The sequence below is a fragment of the Halobellus rufus genome, from assembly GCF_000739575.1.
Lineage (GTDB): Archaea > Halobacteriota > Halobacteria > Halobacteriales > Haloferacaceae > Haloquadratum > Haloquadratum rufum.
In genome coordinates, this window is record NZ_BBJO01000031.1 from 44,830 (window position 1) to 62,598 (window position 17,769).

Sequence of the window (17,769 nt, forward strand, 5' to 3'; positions counted from 1 at the left end):
CTTGGCGACCCACCGACCGGGCGCGCACCGCTCGCTGACCGACGCTCGACCGAGACGGTCGGGCGAACCGACACACCCTACACGGTAGAGACCCCTACACCACCACAACGATGACACAGATCGACTTCACCGGCGTGTTCCCCGCGATGACCACGCCGTTCGACGAGGACGGAGAAATCGACCACGAAACGCTCGCCGCGGACGCACAGCGGCTCGAAGACGCCGGCGTCGCCGGCCTCGTTCCCGCCGGTTCGACGGGTGAGAGCGCGACGCTGACGCACGACGAACACATCGAGGTCGTCGAGACGGTCGTCGAGGCCGTCGACGACGTCCCCGTGATCGCCGGGTCGGGCTCGAACTCGACCCGCGAGGCGCTGAACCTCTCGCGACGCGCCGCCGACGCCGGCGCTGACGCCCTCCTCCTCATCTCTCCCTATTACAACAAGCCCGAGCAGGCCGGCCTCTACGAGCACTTCCGGACGATCGCCGACGAGGTCGACCTCCCGCAGATCGTCTACAACGTCCCGAGCCGCACGGGCCAGAACGTCGAACCCGAGACGGTCGCGGACCTCGCGAGCCACGAGAACGTTCGAGCGTACAAGGCCGCAAGCGGCGACGTCGGCCAGATCTCGGAAGTGATCGAGTACACCCGCGGGGAGGACCTCGCGGTGCTCTCCGGCGACGACGCGCTGACGCTGCCGATCTGCTCGCTCGGCGGTCGCGGCGTCATCTCCGTCGCGGGCAACGTCGAACCCGAGCGGAACGTCGCGCTCGTCGACGCCGCGCTCTCGGGAGACCTCGAACGCGCCCGCGAGCTCCACTTCGAGCTCTCGCCGCTGTTCCGACAGCTGTTCGTCGAGACCAACCCGATCCCGGTGAAGGCCGCGATGGAGATCCGCGGGCACAACTCCGGCGCGCTCCGCCCGCCGCTGACCGAGATCGAGCCGGAGAACCGCGCGGAACTCGAGCGCGTCCTCGCGGAACTCGACGAGGCCGACGAACCCGAGGTAACGGAGGCGATCTGATGGGCGGCGGTCTCTCCGTCGCGATCACCGGCGCGAGCGGTCGGATGGGGGGCGAACTCCTCGCCGCCGCGGCCGACAGCGACGACGTCGGGTTCGTGCTGGCGGCCAGCCGAACTCCGGAGGCCGTCCCGAGCGGCGACGCCCCGAACGCCCCCGACGCGGTCGTCGCGGACGAGGACCTCAGTGAGGCACTCGCAGCGCACGACGTCGACGTCCTCGTCGACTTCACCGTCCCCGAGGCGAGCGTCGAGTACCTTCGCGCGGCCGCGGACGAGGGCGTCGCCGTCGTCGTCGGCACCACCGGCTACGACGAGTCCGGCGAGGCGACGCTCGATTCGGTCGCCAGCGAGGTCCCGTTCCTCCGCGCATCGAACTTCTCCCGGGGCGTCGCCGCGCTCCGGCGCGCGGTCCGCGAAGCGGTCGCCGCCCTGCCCGGCTACGACGTCGAAGTCACGGAGACGCACCACAACGGCAAGCGCGACGCCCCGTCCGGGACCGCGTTGACGATTCTGGACGACATCGACGAGGCGCGCGGGAACCCCGACGCCGAGCGGGTCCACGGCCGCGAGGGCGAACAGCCCCGCGAGGGCGACGAGATCGGCGTCCACGCCCGCCGTGCGGGGGACGTGACCGGCGAGCACGAGATCCTGCTCGCCGGCAACGACGAGGTGCTGGAACTGACTCACCGCGCCGGCTCACGCGGCATCTTCGCCGCGGGCGCGCTCGACGCCGCGACGTGGCTGGCCGGTTGCGACGCGGGCCAATACGATTTCGACGAAGTCTTAGACGCCGGCGGAGACGGCGACGACAGGGACACCGATTCACAATGAGCTTGGAATCCGAGATCGAGAACTTGTGGCAGCGCTATCAGGACGACGAGGTCGACGCCGCGAGCGCGGGGTCGGCGGCGCGCTCGACGCTCGACGCGTTCCTCGAAGCCCTCGAAACGGGCGACGTGCGAGCGGCCGAGCAGGTAGGAGAGAGCGGCCCCGACGGCTGGGTCGTCAACGAGTGGGTCAAGCGCGGTATCCTGCTGAACTTCGGTCTGCGGGAGACGCTCCCGCGGGAGTACGGCGACGTCACCTACTACGACGTCCTCCCGCTGCGCTCGACGACGGACCTCGGCGGTCGCGGGACGCGCAACACGCCCGACGGGACGGCGATCCGTCGCGGCGCGTACCTCGGCTCCGACTGCATCATGATGTCGCCGTCGTTCGTCAACATCGGCGCGCACGTCGGCGACGGGACGCTCGTCGACTCCTGCGACACCGTCGGCTCCTGCGCCCAGCTCGGAGAGGGCGTCAAGCTCGGCGCGAACACGCTGATCGGCGGCGTGCTCGAACCCGTCGAGGACGCGCCGGTGATCGTCGAGGACGGCGTCTCCCTCGGAGCCGGCTGCCGCGTCACCTCCGGGTTCCACGTCGGCGAGAACTCCGTCGTCGGCGAGAATACGCTGCTCAGCCCGCGGATCCCAGTCTACGACCTCGTCGAGGAGGAGGTCATCTACGGCCACCTCCCGTCGAACCGCCGGGCGTTCACCCGCTACGTCGAATCGTCGCTGGGCGACCACGACCTCTTCGAGTCGGGCGCGTACAAGCCCGCGGTCGTCGCCCTCGACATCGAGGACGACACGCTGGACAAGACACGCCGCGAGGAGGCGCTGCGGGAATGAGCGAGGGCGACGGCGGACCGGCGGTCCGCCGGCTCGACGAGTGGGACGACGAGCGGCTCGTCGCGCTCGCCGAGGAGTACGGGACCCCGTTGTACGTCGTCGACCTCGACAGAGTCGAGGAGAACTGCGCGCGACTCCGGAGCGCGTTCCCCGACGCGACGTGCGCTACGCGCTGAAGGCCCACACCGGCAAGGCGGTCCTGCGGACGGTCCGCGAGGCGGGGCTCGATGCCGAGTGCGCCTCCGCCGGAGAGGTCGAGCGCGCGCTCGCCGCCGGCTTCCCCGGTGACCGGGTTCAGTACACGGCGGTCAATCCCCCCCGCCGACGACCTCGACCTCGTCGTCGAGCGCTGGCGTGAGCACCCCGACCTGACGATCACCGTCGGCGCGGAAGACACGGTCGAGCGGCTCCGCGAACGCGGCTTCGACGGGCGGCTCTGCATCCGGGCGAACCCCGGCGTCGGCGCGGGTCACCACGAGAAGGTGTCGACGGGCGCGAACGCGAAGTTCGGCATCCCGATCGAGCGCGTCGCCGATCTTGCCACCCGGTGGGCCGACGACTTCGACCTCGTCGGCGTCCACGCCCACGCGGGCAGCGGCATCTCCGGCGAGGACCTCTCGGCGCACCGCGAACTGGTGAGTCGGATGGGCGACCTCGCCCGCGAGGTGGAATCGCGCGTCGGTCCGCTGGAGTTCGTCGACGTCGGCGGCGGCTTCGGCGTCCCCTACGAGGAGGACGAGCCACCGCTGGACCTGGAAGCGGTCGCGGACGCGACTCGCGAGGCGCTCGGCGACGTCGAGGCGACGCTCGCCGTCGAACCCGGCCGCTACGTCGTCGCGGACGCTGGCGTCCTCTTGGCGACCGTCAACACGGTCAAGGAGGCCCGCGACGCGACCGTCGTCGGTATCGACGCCGGGATGACGACGTTGCTCCGCCCAGCGATGTACGACGCCTATCACGCGATCTCGAACCTCTCCGCGGCCGAGGACGCCGAGACGATCGACGCGACGGTAGCGGGACCTATATGTGAGTCCGCGGACGTACTGTGTGAACACAGACCGCTCTCGCGTCCCGACCGGGGGGACCTCCTGGCCGTCGGGAACGCGGGCGCGTACGGATACGAGATGTCGAGCACCTACAACACCCGGCCGCGACCGGCGGAGGTCGCGCTGTCCGGCACGACCGTCCGCCTCGCCCGACGGCGAGAGACCCTGACTGACCTGACCAGCCTGGAACAATGAGCGTACAGCACGACCGAGTAGCAGTCGAAAAGTACCACGGCACCGGCAACGACTTCATCGTCGTCGACGCCGTCGAATCGATCCCAGACCGGCCCGCGTTCGCGACGACGCACTGCGACCGGAGCACCGGCGTCGAGCACGAGGCCGCCCAGCGTACGGGCGCTGACGGCGTGCTCTTTCTCGCCTTGGAGCCGCACTACTCGCCGCCGCGCGTGGTTATGACGCTCGTCCAACCGGACGGCTCCGTCGCCGCGATGTGCGGCAACGGCGCGCGCGTCGCCGCCGCGTGGGCCGCCGAGCGAACCGGCTCCGCGGAACTGATGATCGACACGCCCGCTGGCACGCGCCACGCGGTCGTCGACGGCGACGACGTCACCATCGAGATGGGCGAACCGAGTTTCGCCCCGCGCGACGTTCCGCTCGCGCGCGACACGGAACTGATCGAGGAGAACGTCGAGGGACTCACCGTCACCGCGGTGAACACGGGCGTCCCCCACGCCGTCGCCGTCGTCGACGACGTCGACGAGGTGGACCTAGAGACCATCGCGCCTGCGGTCCGTCACGCGGACGTGTTCCCGGAGGGGGCAAACGTCACCATCGCCTCGCGAGTCGATCCCGACGAGGCGGGCGGTGACGCGCACGTAGACGGCCCGCACTTCCGTCAGCGCACCTACGAGCGCGGCGTCGAGGGCGAGACGCGCTCCTGCGGCACCGGCGCGGTCGCCGTCGCGGCGGTCGCGAAGCGCCTCGGCCTCATCGACGGGGACGAGGAAGTGACCGTCAGCCCGCCGGGCGGAGACCTCCGGATCACCGTCCCCGACGGGGAGTCGGCGACGCTCGCCGGCCCCGCCGAACGGGAGTTCGCCGGCGAACTGGACACCGTGATGCGGTCGACGTAGATGGCCGGAACCGTCGAAGCGGCGACGTTCGACCCGGTCGACTTCCTCGAGGCCGCCGTCCCGATCGCCTCCAACGAGGACGTCGCCGAGATGCGCGAGTTCCTCGTGGAGACGATCGAATCACAGGGCGTCGACGCCCGCGTCGACGACGCCGGGAACACGCTGGCCTCGAAGGGCGCGGCCGACCCCGAGACGCACCTCGTCTTCAACACGCACATCGACACCGTCTCGCCGCACGTGCCGTTCGAGCGCGACCAGATCGACGGCCACCTCGTGCGGATCCGCGGTCGCGGCTCCTGCGACGCGAAGGGACCGCTCGCGGCGCTGCTCTCGGCCTTCTTCGCGGTCGAACCCGCAGCGGACGCCCGGGTTACGCTCGCGGTGACGCCCGACGAGGAGGTACTCTCGACCGGCGCGGCCGCGCTCGACCTCGACGCCGACCTCTACGTCGTCGGCGAGCCGACCGGACTCGACGTCTGTCCCGCGGCCAAAGGCCGGTTCCAGGGCACGCTGACGCTCACCGGCTCGGCCGCCCACGCCGCCGAGTCCGACTCGGGAATCAACGCGATCGCCGGACTCGAGGGCGCGCTCGCGGCGATCCGAACGTTCGACGACGATCGTGCGTCCCACCCGCAACTCGGCTCCGCGTCGCTGACGCCGACGGTCGTCTCCGGCGGCGAATCGACGAATCAGGTGCCCGCCGAGTGCGAACTCGTCCTCGACCGACGGAGCGTCCCGCCGGAGACGGCCGCGGGGTTCCGCGCGGAACTTGAGGCGGCGGTCCGCGAGGCCGTCCCCGAGGACGTCGGCGTCGCGTTCGACCTCACGGACCGACCGACGCCCTTCTTGGAGGCGTTCGCGACCGACGAGTCCCACGAACTCGTCCGGACGCTCGCGGGGGCCGCCGAGCGGGCGGGCGGGTCAGGCGTCGTGCGCCCGTTCACCGCGGCGACGGAGGCGTCGTACTTCTCGCCCGCGCCGGTCGTCGTCTTCGGGCCGGGCGTCCTCGCCGACGACCAGGGGGCTGTGGCCCACGCCGAGCGCGAGTACGTCGACGTCGACGACGTCCGGCGCGCCGCGTCGGCGCTCTCGGACGCGACGCAGCGGTTGGTCGGCCGAGATCGGTAACGGCCGACCGAAACGAGTGCGGCCTCAAACTAGCGTTTAAGTTTCCCTCGGCTACTTGAGCCGTCCGTCCGTCGGTTCGGCTGTGATGAGAGGCCCTCCATCGAAGCCTTTCGATCGACTGCTCGTATCACCACCGAACGTCCACAGAGTGACCGCGCTCGCGCTCGTTGCCGCCCTCGCCGTCGCTGCGGTGGCCGCCGTCGGAGCCCCGGTCGCCGCCCAGTCCGGGGACGCGCCGGTCGAGTTGGAAACCGACGCCGTCGAGTCGGTCCAGAACGCGACAGTCAGCGGGACGTCGACGCTCGATGCCGGGACGGAGATCCAGGTTCGACTCTCCTCGACCGGCGAGACGAGCCCGCAGTTCCTGAAGACGAGAACGACGACCGTCGGGAGCGACGGAGACTGGAACGCGACGGTCGATCTCTCGGCGATCGAGGAGCACGACAGCGTCGGGGTGTCCGTGGTCGTCGCTAGCGGGGACGACGACCGCGGCGCGGACTTCGAGATCCCGATCGAAAACGACCGGACGACGCCGGCGGAGACGGGCGATTCACCAGTGTCTGCGCCCGGGTTCGGGAGCGTCGTCGCGATCGTCGCCCTCGTCGGGAGCGCGGCGCTCGTCCGGACGCGACGCTGATTCGTCGCTTCTTCCTCTGGAGTCGACCCCCGATCTGGCGACCGCCGCCCGCGTCGATCGCGGATCCGTAACCACCATACCCCCCGGACGCGTGCGTTCGGCTATGTACGAGGCGGTCCACGCCCACCCCGACGGACAGAGCACGGCCGCTCGCTTCGCGGCGACGGCCGACCGCTACGGGTACGACGGCGTGGTCGTCCGCGCCGACGACGCCCGCCCCGACTACGGGAGCCTCCGCGACTCGCTCGCCGTCGACGTCGTCGACGCCGCCGAGATCGTCGCCGAGGACCCTCAGCACGCCAGCGGCGCGGTCGGGAACGCCCGGACGAAGCACACCGTCGTCATCGTCGCCGGGGGGACGAACGCGCTGAACCGTTTCGCGGTCGAACAGGCGCGCGTCGACGTCCTCGCCCGACCGTTCGAGGGGTCGAACGGCGGGACTGACGGCGGTAACGGCGGGCGAACCGCCCGCAACGGGAGCGCCGACGGCGACGTCAACCACGTGCTCGCGAAGGCCGCCCGCGACAACGACGTCCGGATCGAGGTGAACCTCGGACCGGTACTGCGCTCGCGCGGTGGCACCCGCGTCCGTCACCTCACCAAACTCCGGAAGCTCAAGCGCATCCTCGATCACTACGACGCACCGTACGTCGTGAGCGCGAACCCGACGTCCCACTTGGAACTCCGCGCGCCGCGGGAGGTGGCCGCGGTCGGCGAGGAGATCGGGCTCGGGCGCGAGTGGACCCGCGAGGGGCTCGACGAGTGGGGGCGGCTCGTCGCCCGCAACCGCGAGCGCCTGTCCGAGTCGTTCATTGCCCCGGGCGTCGAACGGGGCCGGTATGAAGAAGACGATTGACGAGCACGCCGAGCGCTTCTCGGAACTGGCCTCCTCGTACGACGACGAGCAGGACTCCGCGGAGTACCTCGCCTGCGCCGATCTCGTCGTCGAACACGCCGCGCCCGGCCCCGACGACGTCGTCCTCGACCTCGGGACGGGCACGGGGGGCGATCGCGCTGGCGCTCGCGCCGAAGGCGAAGCGGGTGATCGGGCGCGACATCAGCGAGGGAATGCTCGACGCGGCGCGCGAGAAGGCCGCCGCGGCGGGACTCGACAACGTCGAGTTCGGCGAGGGGCGGTTCCGCGAGCCGAACTACGACGGCGACGTCGATCTGGTGACCTCCAACTTCGCGATGCACCACCTCTCCGACGCCGAGAAACGCGAGGCGATCGCCGTCGTCGCCGATCTGAACCCGCGCCGCTTCGTCCTCGGCGACGTGATGTTCTTCGGGACGCCCGACCCCGACGAGCCCTTTTACGACCCCGCGGTCGACGACCCCGCGACCGTCGGGACGCTCGTCGACGCGCTGACCGACGAGGGGTTCGTCCTGACCGCGGTCGAGCGCGTCCACGATCAGGTGGGCGTCCTCGTCGCCGAGCGCTTCGGGAACGCCAGCGAGCGCGTCGGCGTCACGCCGACGGACCGCGAACGGGGTCCCGACGAGACGCGGGAGGAGTGAGCGCGCGTGAAACACCTCCCGAAACACCTCCAACCGCGCTGGCGATACCTCGCGGTCGGGATCGAGGCGTGGCCCGACGCCGACCTCGACCGCGGGTCCTTCCAGCGCGACCTGTGGTACGCGGCGCAGAACCTCTACGGCGACGCCGGGAGCGCCGAGACGGACCTGACGGTGCTGGCCTTCCACTTCGGCGACGGCGACGGGGAGACGATCGTTCGCGCCCACCGCGGAACCGAGGACCGCGCCCGCGCAGCGGTCGCCGCGCTCGACCGCGTCGACGGCCACCCCGTCGGCCTGCGGGTCCGCGGGATCTCGGGCACCGTCCGCGCCTGTGAGGAAAGGTATTTGAACGGCCGGACCGGAAATGGAGAACAGAGAGACGTCGTGTTCGAGACCGAATCCTCCCCCGCCGTCGTTCGCGGCGACCGCGTCGATGTCGACCTCGGGGACGGGTTCGCGGGCGCGACGCGGCTCGATTTCGAGTGATACTATGCAGGGACAAGCCCAACAGCAGGCATACGACCGTGGAATCACGATCTTCTCGCCCGACGGTCGCCTCTATCAGGTGGAGTATGCCAGAGAGGCAGTCAAGCGAGGGACAGCAAGCGTCGGCGTCCGAACGCCCGAGGGAGTCGTTCTCGCGGCGGACAAGCGCTCTCGGTCGCCGCTTATGGAACCGACGAGCGTCGAGAAGATCCACAAGGCCGACGACCACGCGGGCATCGCCTCCGCGGGCCACGTCGCCGACGCGCGTCAGCTCATCGACTTCGCGCGGCGGCAGGCGCAGGTCAACCGACTCCGCTACGGCGAGGCGGTCGGCATCGAGACGCTGACGAAGAACGTCACCGACCACATCCAGCAGTACACCCAGGTCGGCGGCGCGCGCCCGTTCGGCGTCGCGCTGCTCATCGGCGGCGTCGAGAACGGCGAACCCCGACTGTACGAGACGGACCCCTCGGGCACGCCCTACGAGTGGAAGGCCGTCTCGATCGGCGCGGACCGAAGCGACCTCCAGGAGCACCTCGAAGAGAACTACGACGACGACCTGACGCTCGACGAGGGAGTCGGTCTCGCGCTCCGGGCGATCGCTTCGGCCAACGACGACGAACTCGCCGCCGACGGCGTCGACGTCGCCACGATCTCCACGGAGAGCGAGGCGTTCGTCGAACTCACGAACGACGAGATCGCGACGTACATCGCCGACAACGACCTCGAACCGTCCGAGGAGGACGCCGAGGCGGACGGCGACGAGGAGTAGTCCGCCGCTCGGCACCGCGCCGCCACCGCCTCGGTTGCTGTCTCGACGGCGTCCCGCGTTCTCAGCACTCCGTCTTCGCCCGTAGCGAGTCGCCCGTTCTCACCGTGAGGATCGGGCATCCGACGCTGTACCGGCGTCTCAGCGTTGAACGGCCGCGAGAATGTCCCAGATCCGGCGTTCGCGGGTCGGCGTCGACGCCGACGCTCGGCGTTCAGTACTCCTCGTAGGCGAGGTTCATCAGCCACTGCGAGAAGGCGTCGCTGTTGTGGTTGACCTCCTCCTCGCCGATGAACGGCGAGAGCATGTCGCCCGCCATCAGCAGCGAGAAGTCGAGGTCGCGCGCGGCGGGCTCGAGGTGGTAGGTGTTGTGGCCGTCGTACACCGTATCCTCGCGCTCGATGAGGCCGAGTTCGGCCAGTTTCTCGGCGATTCGACTCCCCTTCCGCGAGGAGATGTCGAGTTCCTTCCAGAAGTCGCTCTGGTGGATCCCTCCGGTCTCTCGGATGAGTTCCAGCGCTTCGCGCTCGTCTTCCGAGAGGTCCGCTTCGGCGGCGGCTACGCTCATATTCGCTTCGACGCCCGCGAGTCGTTTAAATGTGACTTTCGACCGGTCGGAACGGCGTCTCACAGGGCGGGCCGTCGGCGAACGCGAAGTCTCCCGTCCCGTCGGCGTACAGCGTCACCAACGACGACGACCGCGTCCCGAAGCGCCGTTCGGGGTCGTGTACGCAGACGCCGTAGTCGTGATCCGCGAGGACGTCGGCGGCGCGGTCGCGCCACGCCGCGGGTCCGTCTCCCTCCCGCGGTTCCAACGCGTCGCGAACGCGCTCGGCGTTTCTCGCCTGCTCGGCTCCGCGTTCGGGGTGCCCTTCGGGACCGAAGTTCTCCCCGTCCACGCCGACGTTGACGACGACGTGGACGCCCGGGTCCAGTTCGCGGATCCGAAGTTCGCCGTCCCACTCGAAGAGGAAGGCGCGGGGGGTCGCATCGATCTCGCTGGCCCCAGCAGTCTCCGCCTGCGCCGCCCCTCGCTCGGCGATGACGAGGTTGAATCCGTCGTACGTGTCGGCCTCGACCGCGGACTCGACGACGCGTCGGGCCTCGTCGGCGCTCTCGGTTTCGAGCACGTCGCGGACGAGCAACCCCCTAGAACGTTCGCCGCCGTCGGGCACGTCGACCCAGCGGTTCGTGATCCCGCAGAACACGCCGGCCTCGTTGTAGCCGATCCACGTCCCGCCCGCTTCGGCGTCCCGCGGCGCGACGAACGCCGGGTCGCCGTCGCGGACGGCCGGCGGCTCCGACTCCCGATCCAGCAGTTCGTCGCGGTTCGCGGCGACGACGACCGGCGCGTCGGCGAAGACGCGCCACGCTAGCGTCAGTGTGCACACGAGCGAGCCTTGGTGCGACGGCGAAATATACCCTCGGCCCGCGGCAGGGCCGTCGCTGTCCGCTGGGAACCGGGAAACCGTTCAAGAGGGTGCCGGACGAAGGTGGCTCTGTGATGTACGACGACGTACTCGTTCCCACCGACGGCAGCGACGGCACGATGCAGGCGCTCGAACACGCGCTCGACATCGCCTCGACGCGGGACGCGACGATCCACGCGCTGTCCGTGATGGACCGGCGGCTCTACCTCGCCGCCGGCGACGATCAGAAGGCGGAACTGAAGGAGACGATGGAGGCGGACGCCCAGTCGGCGGTCGAGCGCGTCGCCGAGGCCGCAGACGAGGCGGGCGTCGACTTCACGACGACCGTTCGCGATGGGATCCCGTACCGCGAGATCCTCGAATACGCCGAGGACAACGGGATCGACCTGATCGTGATGGGGACGCACGGTCGATCCGGGAAGGACAAGCTCGCGAACCTCGGCAGCGTCACCGAACGCGTCGTCGAGAACACCGACAAGCCGATTCTGGTCGTTCGGATGCAAGACGAGTAACGGCGTCGTCGACGTCGCCGACGCGCCGGCGAGCGTTTATATCCGAAGGCGGGGCCACACCCCGCGTGCGTTGAACGACGCCCCGCGTCGGTCTGCGGTTGCTCGGCACGTCGGCGCGGGGAGCGGCGACTACGCTGAGACGGCGGCGTCGCCGACGCGGGTGCCGACTGTTCGCCCCTCCCTCCGAGCGATAGCTGCGGCAGCGCTTTGCGGCGCCGCAAGCTTTAGACTCTTCTTCGCTTCGCTCAGTCGTGTCTAAAGCACCGCCGCCCGGTGAACACCATCGGTATCCCGCGCTCGTCGCAGGCGGCGATCACGTCCTCGTCGTTGACGGATCCGCCGGGCTGAATCACGGCCTCGATACCGGCGTCTGCGGCCTCCTCGACGCCGTCTGGGAACGGGAAGAAGGCGTCCGAAGCCATCACGGCCCCCTCGGCGCTCTTGCCCTCGGCGTCGGATTCGGCCTTCATCGCCGCGAGCTTCACGGCGTCGACGCGGGAGACCTGCCCCATCCCGACGCCGACGGTCTCGGTGCCGTCGGCGAAGACGATGCCGTTCGACTTGACGTGCTTGAGCACCTTCCACGCGAACAGCATCGTCTCCAACTGTTCCTCGGTCGGCTCGGTCTCGGTCGCGACCTCGACGTCCTCCCGGGTCGGTGCCCAGCGGTCGCGCTCTTGGACGAGTCGACCGCCGACCAGCGGCTTCTCCGTCAACCGGTCCGTCCGTTCGTCCAGTTCGCCGACCGCGAGGACTCGCAGGTCGTCCTTCGAACAGAGCACGTCGAGCGCCGCGTCCGTGTAGCTCGGCGCGACGACGACCTCCTTGAACGAGTCGACGATCTCCTCGGCGGTGGCGGCGTCGCACTCGCGGTTGAGAGCGACGATGCCACCGAAGGCGCTCATCGGATCGGTCGCGAGCGCGTCGACGTAGGCGTCCGCCAGCGTGTCGGCCGTCGCGCAGCCGGCGGGGTTCGTGTGCTTGATGACCGCGGCGGCCGGGTCGTCGAACTCCTTTATCAGATTCAGCGCGGCGTCGGCGTCGTTGTAGTTGTTGTACGACAGCCCCTTCGCGCCCTCGTTGAGCTGCGGCGCGTCGACGACGCTCGCCTCGTCGGTCGCGGCGTCGGCGTACACCGCGGCCGGCTGGTGGGGGTTCTCCCCGTAGCGGAGCGACGCGCGGCGGTCGTCGGAGACGACGCGGCGCTCGGGGAAGTCGCCCCCGTCGTCGCCGTCGACCTCGACGGTCAGCGCCGTTCCGTCGTCGGTCTCGCGCTCCTCGACGGTGAGTCGGTCCTCGGAGAACCACCTCACTGCCCGGGGATAGGCGGTGAACTCCGCGTCGTGGAGGACGCGTGACTTCAGCGAGTCGACGTCGTCGTCTGCGTACACCGGGACCGACTCCTGGGTGACGATAGGTCCGGCGTCGACCTCCTCGGTCACGACGTGAACGGTGCAACCGGTGACGCTGACGCCCGCCTCGATCACCTGCTCGTGGGCGTCGTCGCCGGGAAACGAGGGGAGCAGCGACGGGTGGACGTTCAGCGTCGTCGGCGTCGCGTCCAGAAACGTCTCCGTGAGGATCCGCATGTACCCGTCCAGACAGACGAGGTCGAAGTCGTAACTCGACAGGGCGTCGAGAACCCGCTCCTCGTGGGACTCGCGGGACTCGTCAGCCCCGCGCTCGACGACCTCCGTCGGGATCCCGCGCTCGGCGGCGGCGTCGAGGACCGGCGCGCCCTCGTGGTTCGAGAGCACGACCGCCAGTTCGGCACCGCCCGGTCGGCTGTCGTCGATGTGTCGGAGATTCCGTCCGCGATTGCTCGCCAGACCGGCAATCTTGGTCATACGCGGTATCCCTCGCGCAGACAGTAAGTCAGTTGCGGTCTCTCCGACCCTTATATACACAATCGCGGATAGATTCTTCGACGAACGGCACGAAACCGTCGTGTTCTATGCACGGAAGTGAGTCTCGCCATCGACACGCTTTTTTAGCGCCTCGGGGAGTGTCCGCGTATGGACGATCTCTCCCGCTCCGACCCACTCGCCGCCGTATCCCCGCTCGACGGGCGATACGCGGGCCGAACCGAACCGCTCGTCCCCTACGCCAGCGAGGCGGGGCTGATGCGGGCGCGACTGCGCGTCGAGGTCGAATACCTGCTCGCGTTGGACGACCTCGACGCGACGCCGCTGTCGCTCTCCGAAACCGAGCGCGGCGACCTCCGCGCGGTCGTCGACGACTTCGACGGCGACGACGCGCGGCTCATCAAGCGCCTCGAAACCGAGGGAGCGGCGGGGTACAGCGCGACCAACCACGACGTGAAGGCCGTCGAGTACTTCCTGCGGACGGAGACGGACGAGCGGGTCCATCCGTGGATCCACTTCGGGCTGACCTCCGAGGACGTGAACAACCTCGCGCACCGACTGCTCGTCAAGCCCGCCGTCGAAGCGGTGTTGCTGCCCGCGCTCGCGTCCGTCCGTGACGAACTCGTCGACCTCGCCCACGAGTACCGAGACACGCCGATGATGGCTCGGACGCACGGTCAGCCCGCGACGCCGACGACGTTCGGCAAGGAGATGGCCGTCTACGCCGCTCGGCTCGGGACCGCGATGGGACGCGTCGACGGCGCCGCGAGCGACCTCTCCGGGAAACTCGCGGGCGCGTCGGGCACGTACGCGGCTCACGTCGCCGCCTACCCGGACGTCGATTGGCGATCGTTCTCCCGGTCGTTCGTCGGGGATCTGGGGCTGGAACACACCGCGCTCACGACGCAGGTGAACCCCTGCGACGACCTCGCAGCGCTGTTCGACGCGCTCCGCGGCGTCAACAACGTGCTGGTCGACCTCGACCGCGACGTCTGGCTCTACGTCTCGAACCGCTATCTCGGCCAGGAGGCCGACGCCGGCGAGACCGGTTCCTCGACGATGCCGCACAAGGTGAACCCGATCGACTTCGAGAACAGCGAGGGCAACCTCTCGAAGGCCAACTCGGATCTGACGTTCCTCGCGGACTACGTGACGACGTCCCGCCTCCAGCGCGACCTCTCGGACTCGACGGTCAAGCGGAACATCGGCGCGGCGTTCGCCCACTGTCTGATCGGCTACGGGAAGGCCGAGACCGGGCTCGGAAAGGTCGTCCCGAACGAGCAGGTGATGCGCGAGGAACTGGACGCTCACCCCGAACTGATCGGCGAGGCCGTCCAGACGATTCTCCGTCGAGAGGGCGACACCGACGCCTACGAGCGCGTCAAGGACCTCACGCGGGGGCGGAACGTCACGCTCGAAGACTTCCGCGACCTCTTCGCCGACCTCGATGTCGACGACGCGGTGAAAGCCGAGTTACGCGCGCTCTCGCCGGCGACGTACGTCGGCCTCGGCGACGAACTCGTCGACGAGGTCGATCCGTGACGCGGGTAGATAATTAACTCAAAACAGAATAAATCTTTTATCGTCGGGGGCATACCTCCGTGTATGCAGGCCATCGCAGTCGAGCGCGGGACGACACGACCGACTCTCGTCGACATCCCGCGGCCGGACCCCGCGCCCGGCGAGGCGCTGGTCCGCACGCTTCGGGTCGGCATCGACGGGACCGACCACGAAGTGATCGCGGGCGGCCACGGTAGCTTCCCGGACGGCGAGGACTTCCTCGTTCTCGGTCACGAGGCTGTCGGCGTCGTCGAAGAGCCCGGGGACACGCGGTTCGACCGGGGCGACGTCGTCGTTCCCACCATCCGCCGCCCGCCCGGGGAGACGAACGCGTACTTCGAGCGCGGCGAGGAGGATATGGCCCCCTCAGGCGCGTACTACGAACGCGGCATCGAGGGGGCACACGGGTTTATGGCCGAGTACTTCACGAGTCCCGGAGACGCCCTCGTCTCCGTCCCCCGTTCGGTCGCCGACCTCGGCTTTCTCGTCGAACCGCTCTCGATCGCCGAGAAGGCGCTCGAACTCGCCGCCGCGTCCCGGTCCTCGTTCACGTGGGAACCGGAGTCCGCGCTGGTACTCGGGAACGGGAGCCTCGGGCTGCTCGCGCTCGCGCTGCTCGATGCACGGGCCGACTACGACCGTCTCTACTGTCTGGGCCGCCGCGACCGGCCCGATCCGACGATCGACGTCATCGAGGGGTTGGACGCGACGTACGTCGACTCCCGGAAGACGCCGCTCTCGGAGGTCGCCGACGCCTACGAACCGATGGACCTGATCTTCGAGGCGACCGGCTACGCCAGACACGCCTTCGAGACGATCGAGGCGCTCGCGCCGAACGGCGTCGGCGCGCTGCTCGGCGTCCCCGGCCAGTGGGAGTTCGAGATCGACGGCGGCGCGCTGCACAGGGAGTTCGTCCTCCACAACAAGGCGCTCGTCGGCAGCGTCAACTCGAATGTGCGGCACTTCGAGGCCGCGGCCGCGGCTCTCGACGGCCTCCCAGCGTGGTTCACCGACGCGATGGTCTCCGGCGTGTACGGTCTCGACGACTTCGAGGCGGCGTTCGTCGACGACGACACGACTATAAAAACAGCCGTCCAATTCAGCGCGTATGAAGAACGTCGATGACCTCATCTCGAGCGCGGCGGAACTCGCCGAGCGGGGTCTCTCGAAGGGCGAGATCGCCGACGAGCTGAACGTCTCCCGGGAGACGGCGAGCTGGCTCGTCGAACGGAGCGGCACCGAGGACCACGAACCCGCGCCCGAGCCGGTCGCGGCCGACACCGACGACGGGAGCGGCCCGCACGACATCCACGTCGACTGGAGCGCGATCGGCCGGGACTCCCGACAGCTGTCGCACGTCGGTCGGGCGATGGCGGACCTCCTCGTCAAGGAGGGCGAAGAGGTCGACCTGACGATCGGCATCGAGAAGGCGGGCGCGCCGCTGGCGACGGTCGTCTCGACGGAACTGGACACCGACCTCGGGTCGTACGCACCGGCGAAGCACCAGTGGGAGGAGGGCGACATCGAGGAGCTCGGCGGGTCGTTCTCGCGGAACTTCGCGCAGATCCGCGACAGGGAGTGCTACGTCGTCGACGACACGATCACCTCCGGCACGACGATGCGGGAGACGGTCGAGTCGATCCGCGAGGAGGGCGGCGACCCGGTCGCCTGCGTCGTCATCGTCGACAAGCAGGGCGTCGACGAGATCGAGGGCGTGCCGGTGTACTCGCTCATCGACGTCGTCCGCGTCGGCAACGAGTGAATCCTAGTCCCGTTCGCGCTTCTGTCGGGGCCCGGCGGCGACTCCCGGTGCCTCGCACGCCGACGCAATCCATTTCACCGACGGTCGCGTACGAGGGTGTATGACGTTCCAGCCCGGTGCGGATCTGAGCGAAGACGAGGTACAGGAGCGAGTCGACGACGCGATCGAGTCGAACGACGTCGTCCTGTTCATGAAGGGGAACCGCCTGATGCCGCAGTGTGGTTACTCCCAGCGCGCGGTGAACCTCATCTCCCAGTACGTCGAGGAGTTCGAGACGATCGACGTGTTGCCCGCGCTCGATCAGTTCCGCGGCGCGCTCGAAGCCCACAGCGGCTGGGAGACGATCCCGCAGACGTACGTCGACGGCGAGTTCGTCGGCGGCAGCGACATCCTCGCGGAACTCGACGAGCGCGGCGAGTTGGAAGCGACGCTGCAGGGCTGACGGCGACCAGCCGCTGTGGCGCACGCGCCGGGGCGGCCGAGAGCGACGCGACCGCCTCCATCGACCGCTATCGAGACGAGCCAAAGAGCAGACCCTATAAGCCCCCGGTGCCTACCATAACGCAGGTACCGGCGTCCCGTTGCGTCCGGCTCGTACGGGTACCATCCACAACAACTATGTCAGGCCGCGTATACCGACTTCACTCGACACTGGAACTGCCCCTCGAAGAGGTCGAAGAGTACCTGAACGGTGACCCGGACCTGCCCCCCGAGGTCACGGACGTCGAGGTGACCCGTCGGAACAACACGCTCATTCTGAAGGCCGTCGCGGCCGAGGACAACCTGAGCAAGTACACCCCGACGGCGCAGTTGAAAGCGTCCATCACGGAGAATCGCGTCTACGAGGAGGAACCGCCGCGGGCAGGAGCGCCGCGCTGGGAGGAAGAAGAAGAGGAGATTCCCTCCGAACTCGTCGAGTTCGCCTGCTTCAAGGGCGACCGCGAGACGGTGTTGCAGAACACCGCGCTGCAGTACCCGATGTTTCTCGTCCTCCGGGAGATCGCGCTGCTCGCCGAGAAGGGCACGCTCACCGCGATCACCGAGCTCGACGGCGAACTCACCGCCCACCGCATCGTCGAGGGCGAAGAGCGCCCCGCGAGCATCGAGGTCGTCGAGAATCCCTCGAAGAACGAGAACGGCTCCAACGGCGTGAACTGGCGGGACAACAAGTTCATCTCCGATTGAGGCCGCTAACGGCTCCGCCGCGGCGCGGTCCCGACGACCTCCTGCGACGTGTCGGCGGCGCGGAGTCGCCGCCGGACCGA

General features: G+C 69.2%; 18 protein-coding genes and 2 pseudogenes. 17 read left to right on the plus strand and 3 right to left on the minus strand.

Annotated features, from left to right (window positions below):
- The first annotated feature begins 110 nt into the window (after nt 1-110).
- From dapA to psmA, 11 genes and pseudogenes are all read left to right on the plus strand, one after another.
- Nucleotides 111-1,025 carry a 4-hydroxy-tetrahydrodipicolinate synthase gene (gene dapA / locus ACP99_RS13195; protein ID WP_049987049.1) on the plus strand — a complete coding sequence of 305 codons (915 nt, stop codon included), beginning with the start codon at nt 111-113 and terminating at the stop codon, nt 1,023-1,025.
- Nucleotides 1,025-1,855 (plus strand): 4-hydroxy-tetrahydrodipicolinate reductase, encoded by an 831-nt coding sequence (gene dapB, locus ACP99_RS13200; RefSeq protein WP_049987050.1) that lies wholly within the window; start codon nt 1,025-1,027, stop codon nt 1,853-1,855. Before dapA ends, dapB begins: the two co-directional genes overlap by 1 nt.
- The gene (locus ACP99_RS13205) at nt 1,852-2,697 is read left to right on the plus strand and encodes a 2,3,4,5-tetrahydropyridine-2,6-dicarboxylate N-succinyltransferase (protein ID WP_049987051.1); all 846 of its coding nucleotides are present in this window, start codon (nt 1,852-1,854) and stop codon (nt 2,695-2,697) included. The genes dapB and ACP99_RS13205 overlap by 4 nt, the downstream gene beginning before the upstream one ends.
- Nucleotides 2,694-3,938: pseudogene (gene lysA, locus ACP99_RS13210) on the plus strand (diaminopimelate decarboxylase). The gene ACP99_RS13205 and the pseudogene lysA overlap by 4 nt, the downstream one beginning before the upstream one ends.
- Entirely contained in the window at nt 3,935-4,837 is a 903-nt protein-coding gene (dapF, locus tag ACP99_RS13215; protein WP_049987052.1) for a diaminopimelate epimerase, read from the plus strand. The pseudogene lysA and the gene dapF overlap by 4 nt, the downstream one beginning before the upstream one ends.
- Nucleotides 4,838-5,965 carry a M20 family metallopeptidase gene (locus tag ACP99_RS13220; RefSeq protein ID WP_049987053.1) on the plus strand — a complete coding sequence of 376 codons (1,128 nt, stop codon included), beginning with the start codon at nt 4,838-4,840 and terminating at the stop codon, nt 5,963-5,965.
- Nucleotides 5,966-6,113: 148 nt separating this feature from the next.
- Nucleotides 6,114-6,602 carry a BGTF surface domain-containing protein gene (locus ACP99_RS13225; protein WP_049987054.1) on the plus strand — a complete coding sequence of 163 codons (489 nt, stop codon included), beginning with the start codon at nt 6,114-6,116 and terminating at the stop codon, nt 6,600-6,602.
- A 103-nt stretch (nt 6,603-6,705) separates the two neighbouring features.
- The gene (locus ACP99_RS13230; RefSeq protein WP_049987055.1) at nt 6,706-7,458 is read left to right on the plus strand and encodes an RNase P subunit p30 family protein; all 753 of its coding nucleotides are present in this window, start codon (nt 6,706-6,708) and stop codon (nt 7,456-7,458) included.
- Nucleotides 7,442-8,120, plus strand: a pseudogene (locus tag ACP99_RS13235) (class I SAM-dependent methyltransferase). The gene ACP99_RS13230 and the pseudogene ACP99_RS13235 overlap by 17 nt, the downstream one beginning before the upstream one ends.
- A gap of 6 nt (nt 8,121-8,126) precedes the next feature.
- Nucleotides 8,127-8,606, plus strand: coding sequence for an Rpp14/Pop5 family protein (locus ACP99_RS13240; RefSeq protein WP_049987056.1), 480 nt, complete (start codon nt 8,127-8,129; stop codon nt 8,604-8,606).
- Between the two features lie 4 nt (nt 8,607-8,610).
- On the plus strand, nt 8,611-9,378 hold the full coding sequence (gene psmA, locus ACP99_RS13245; protein ID WP_049987057.1) for an archaeal proteasome endopeptidase complex subunit alpha: 768 nt from the start codon (nt 8,611-8,613) through the stop codon (nt 9,376-9,378).
- Nucleotides 9,379-9,589: 211 nt separating this feature from the next.
- On the opposite strand, the gene ACP99_RS13250 is transcribed toward psmA, so the two are convergent.
- Both ACP99_RS13250 and ACP99_RS13255 read right to left on the minus strand, forming a co-directional pair.
- The gene (locus ACP99_RS13250; protein ID WP_049987058.1) at nt 9,590-9,943 is read right to left on the minus strand and encodes a helix-turn-helix transcriptional regulator; all 354 of its coding nucleotides are present in this window, start codon (nt 9,941-9,943) and stop codon (nt 9,590-9,592) included.
- Between the two features lie 25 nt (nt 9,944-9,968).
- Entirely contained in the window at nt 9,969-10,766 is a 798-nt protein-coding gene (locus ACP99_RS13255; RefSeq protein ID WP_049987059.1) for an NRDE family protein, read from the minus strand.
- Between the two features lie 113 nt (nt 10,767-10,879).
- On the opposite strand from ACP99_RS13255, the gene ACP99_RS13260 reads away from it, so the two are divergent.
- Nucleotides 10,880-11,317 (plus strand): universal stress protein, encoded by a 438-nt coding sequence (locus tag ACP99_RS13260; RefSeq protein WP_049987060.1) that lies wholly within the window; start codon nt 10,880-10,882, stop codon nt 11,315-11,317.
- Between the two features lie 245 nt (nt 11,318-11,562).
- Here ACP99_RS13260 and purH read toward each other — a convergent pair whose 3' ends face one another.
- On the minus strand, nt 11,563-13,164 hold the full coding sequence (purH, locus tag ACP99_RS13265) for a bifunctional phosphoribosylaminoimidazolecarboxamide formyltransferase/IMP cyclohydrolase (protein ID WP_049987061.1): 1,602 nt from the start codon (nt 13,162-13,164) through the stop codon (nt 11,563-11,565).
- Between the two features lie 168 nt (nt 13,165-13,332).
- On the opposite strand from purH, the gene purB reads away from it, so the two are divergent.
- From purB to ACP99_RS13290, 5 genes are all read left to right on the plus strand, one after another.
- The gene (gene purB, locus ACP99_RS13270) at nt 13,333-14,724 is read left to right on the plus strand and encodes an adenylosuccinate lyase (protein ID WP_049987062.1); all 1,392 of its coding nucleotides are present in this window, start codon (nt 13,333-13,335) and stop codon (nt 14,722-14,724) included.
- A 63-nt stretch (nt 14,725-14,787) separates the two neighbouring features.
- Nucleotides 14,788-15,867, plus strand: a complete 1,080-nt coding sequence (locus tag ACP99_RS13275) for a glucose 1-dehydrogenase (protein WP_049987063.1) — start codon at nt 14,788-14,790, stop codon at nt 15,865-15,867.
- A complete protein-coding gene (gene gfcR / locus ACP99_RS13280) occupies nt 15,851-16,504 on the plus strand; it encodes a transcriptional regulator GfcR (RefSeq protein WP_049987064.1) in 654 nt (217 codons plus the stop codon). Before ACP99_RS13275 ends, gfcR begins: the two co-directional genes overlap by 17 nt.
- Nucleotides 16,505-16,604: 100 nt before the next feature.
- Complete coding sequence (locus ACP99_RS13285) at nt 16,605-16,946, plus strand: glutaredoxin family protein (RefSeq protein WP_049987065.1); 342 nt, start codon at nt 16,605-16,607, stop codon at nt 16,944-16,946.
- A 176-nt stretch (nt 16,947-17,122) separates the two neighbouring features.
- Nucleotides 17,123-17,689 (plus strand): DUF7110 family protein, encoded by a 567-nt coding sequence (locus tag ACP99_RS13290; protein WP_049987066.1) that lies wholly within the window; start codon nt 17,123-17,125, stop codon nt 17,687-17,689.
- Nucleotides 17,690-17,769: the final 80 nt, after the last annotated feature.

Excerpts from the sequence above, each read along its gene's own strand:
- gfcR (WP_049987064.1), top strand. The coding sequence starts at position 15,851 with ATGAAGAACGTCGATGACCTCATCTCGAGCGCGGCGGAACTCGCCGAG.
- ACP99_RS13285 (WP_049987065.1), top strand. The coding sequence starts at position 16,605 with ATGACGTTCCAGCCCGGTGCGGATCTGAGCGAAGACGAGGTACAGGAG.
- dapB (WP_049987050.1), top strand. The coding sequence starts at position 1,025 with ATGGGCGGCGGTCTCTCCGTCGCGATCACCGGCGCGAGCGGTCGGATG.
- ACP99_RS13220 (WP_049987053.1), top strand. The coding sequence starts at position 4,838 with ATGGCCGGAACCGTCGAAGCGGCGACGTTCGACCCGGTCGACTTCCTC.
- ACP99_RS13250 (WP_049987058.1), bottom strand. The coding sequence starts at position 9,943 with ATGAGCGTAGCCGCCGCCGAAGCGGACCTCTCGGAAGACGAGCGCGAA.
- psmA (WP_049987057.1), top strand. The coding sequence starts at position 8,611 with ATGCAGGGACAAGCCCAACAGCAGGCATACGACCGTGGAATCACGATC.
- ACP99_RS13275 (WP_049987063.1), top strand. The coding sequence starts at position 14,788 with ATGCAGGCCATCGCAGTCGAGCGCGGGACGACACGACCGACTCTCGTC.
- ACP99_RS13290 (WP_049987066.1), top strand. The coding sequence starts at position 17,123 with ATGTCAGGCCGCGTATACCGACTTCACTCGACACTGGAACTGCCCCTC.
- purB (WP_049987062.1), top strand. The coding sequence starts at position 13,333 with ATGGACGATCTCTCCCGCTCCGACCCACTCGCCGCCGTATCCCCGCTC.
- ACP99_RS13260 (WP_049987060.1), top strand. The coding sequence starts at position 10,880 with ATGTACGACGACGTACTCGTTCCCACCGACGGCAGCGACGGCACGATG.
- dapA (WP_049987049.1), top strand. The coding sequence starts at position 111 with ATGACACAGATCGACTTCACCGGCGTGTTCCCCGCGATGACCACGCCG.
- dapF (WP_049987052.1), top strand. The coding sequence starts at position 3,935 with ATGAGCGTACAGCACGACCGAGTAGCAGTCGAAAAGTACCACGGCACC.
- purH (WP_049987061.1), bottom strand. The coding sequence starts at position 13,164 with ATGACCAAGATTGCCGGTCTGGCGAGCAATCGCGGACGGAATCTCCGA.
- ACP99_RS13205 (WP_049987051.1), top strand. The coding sequence starts at position 1,852 with ATGAGCTTGGAATCCGAGATCGAGAACTTGTGGCAGCGCTATCAGGAC.
- ACP99_RS13230 (WP_049987055.1), top strand. The coding sequence starts at position 6,706 with ATGTACGAGGCGGTCCACGCCCACCCCGACGGACAGAGCACGGCCGCT.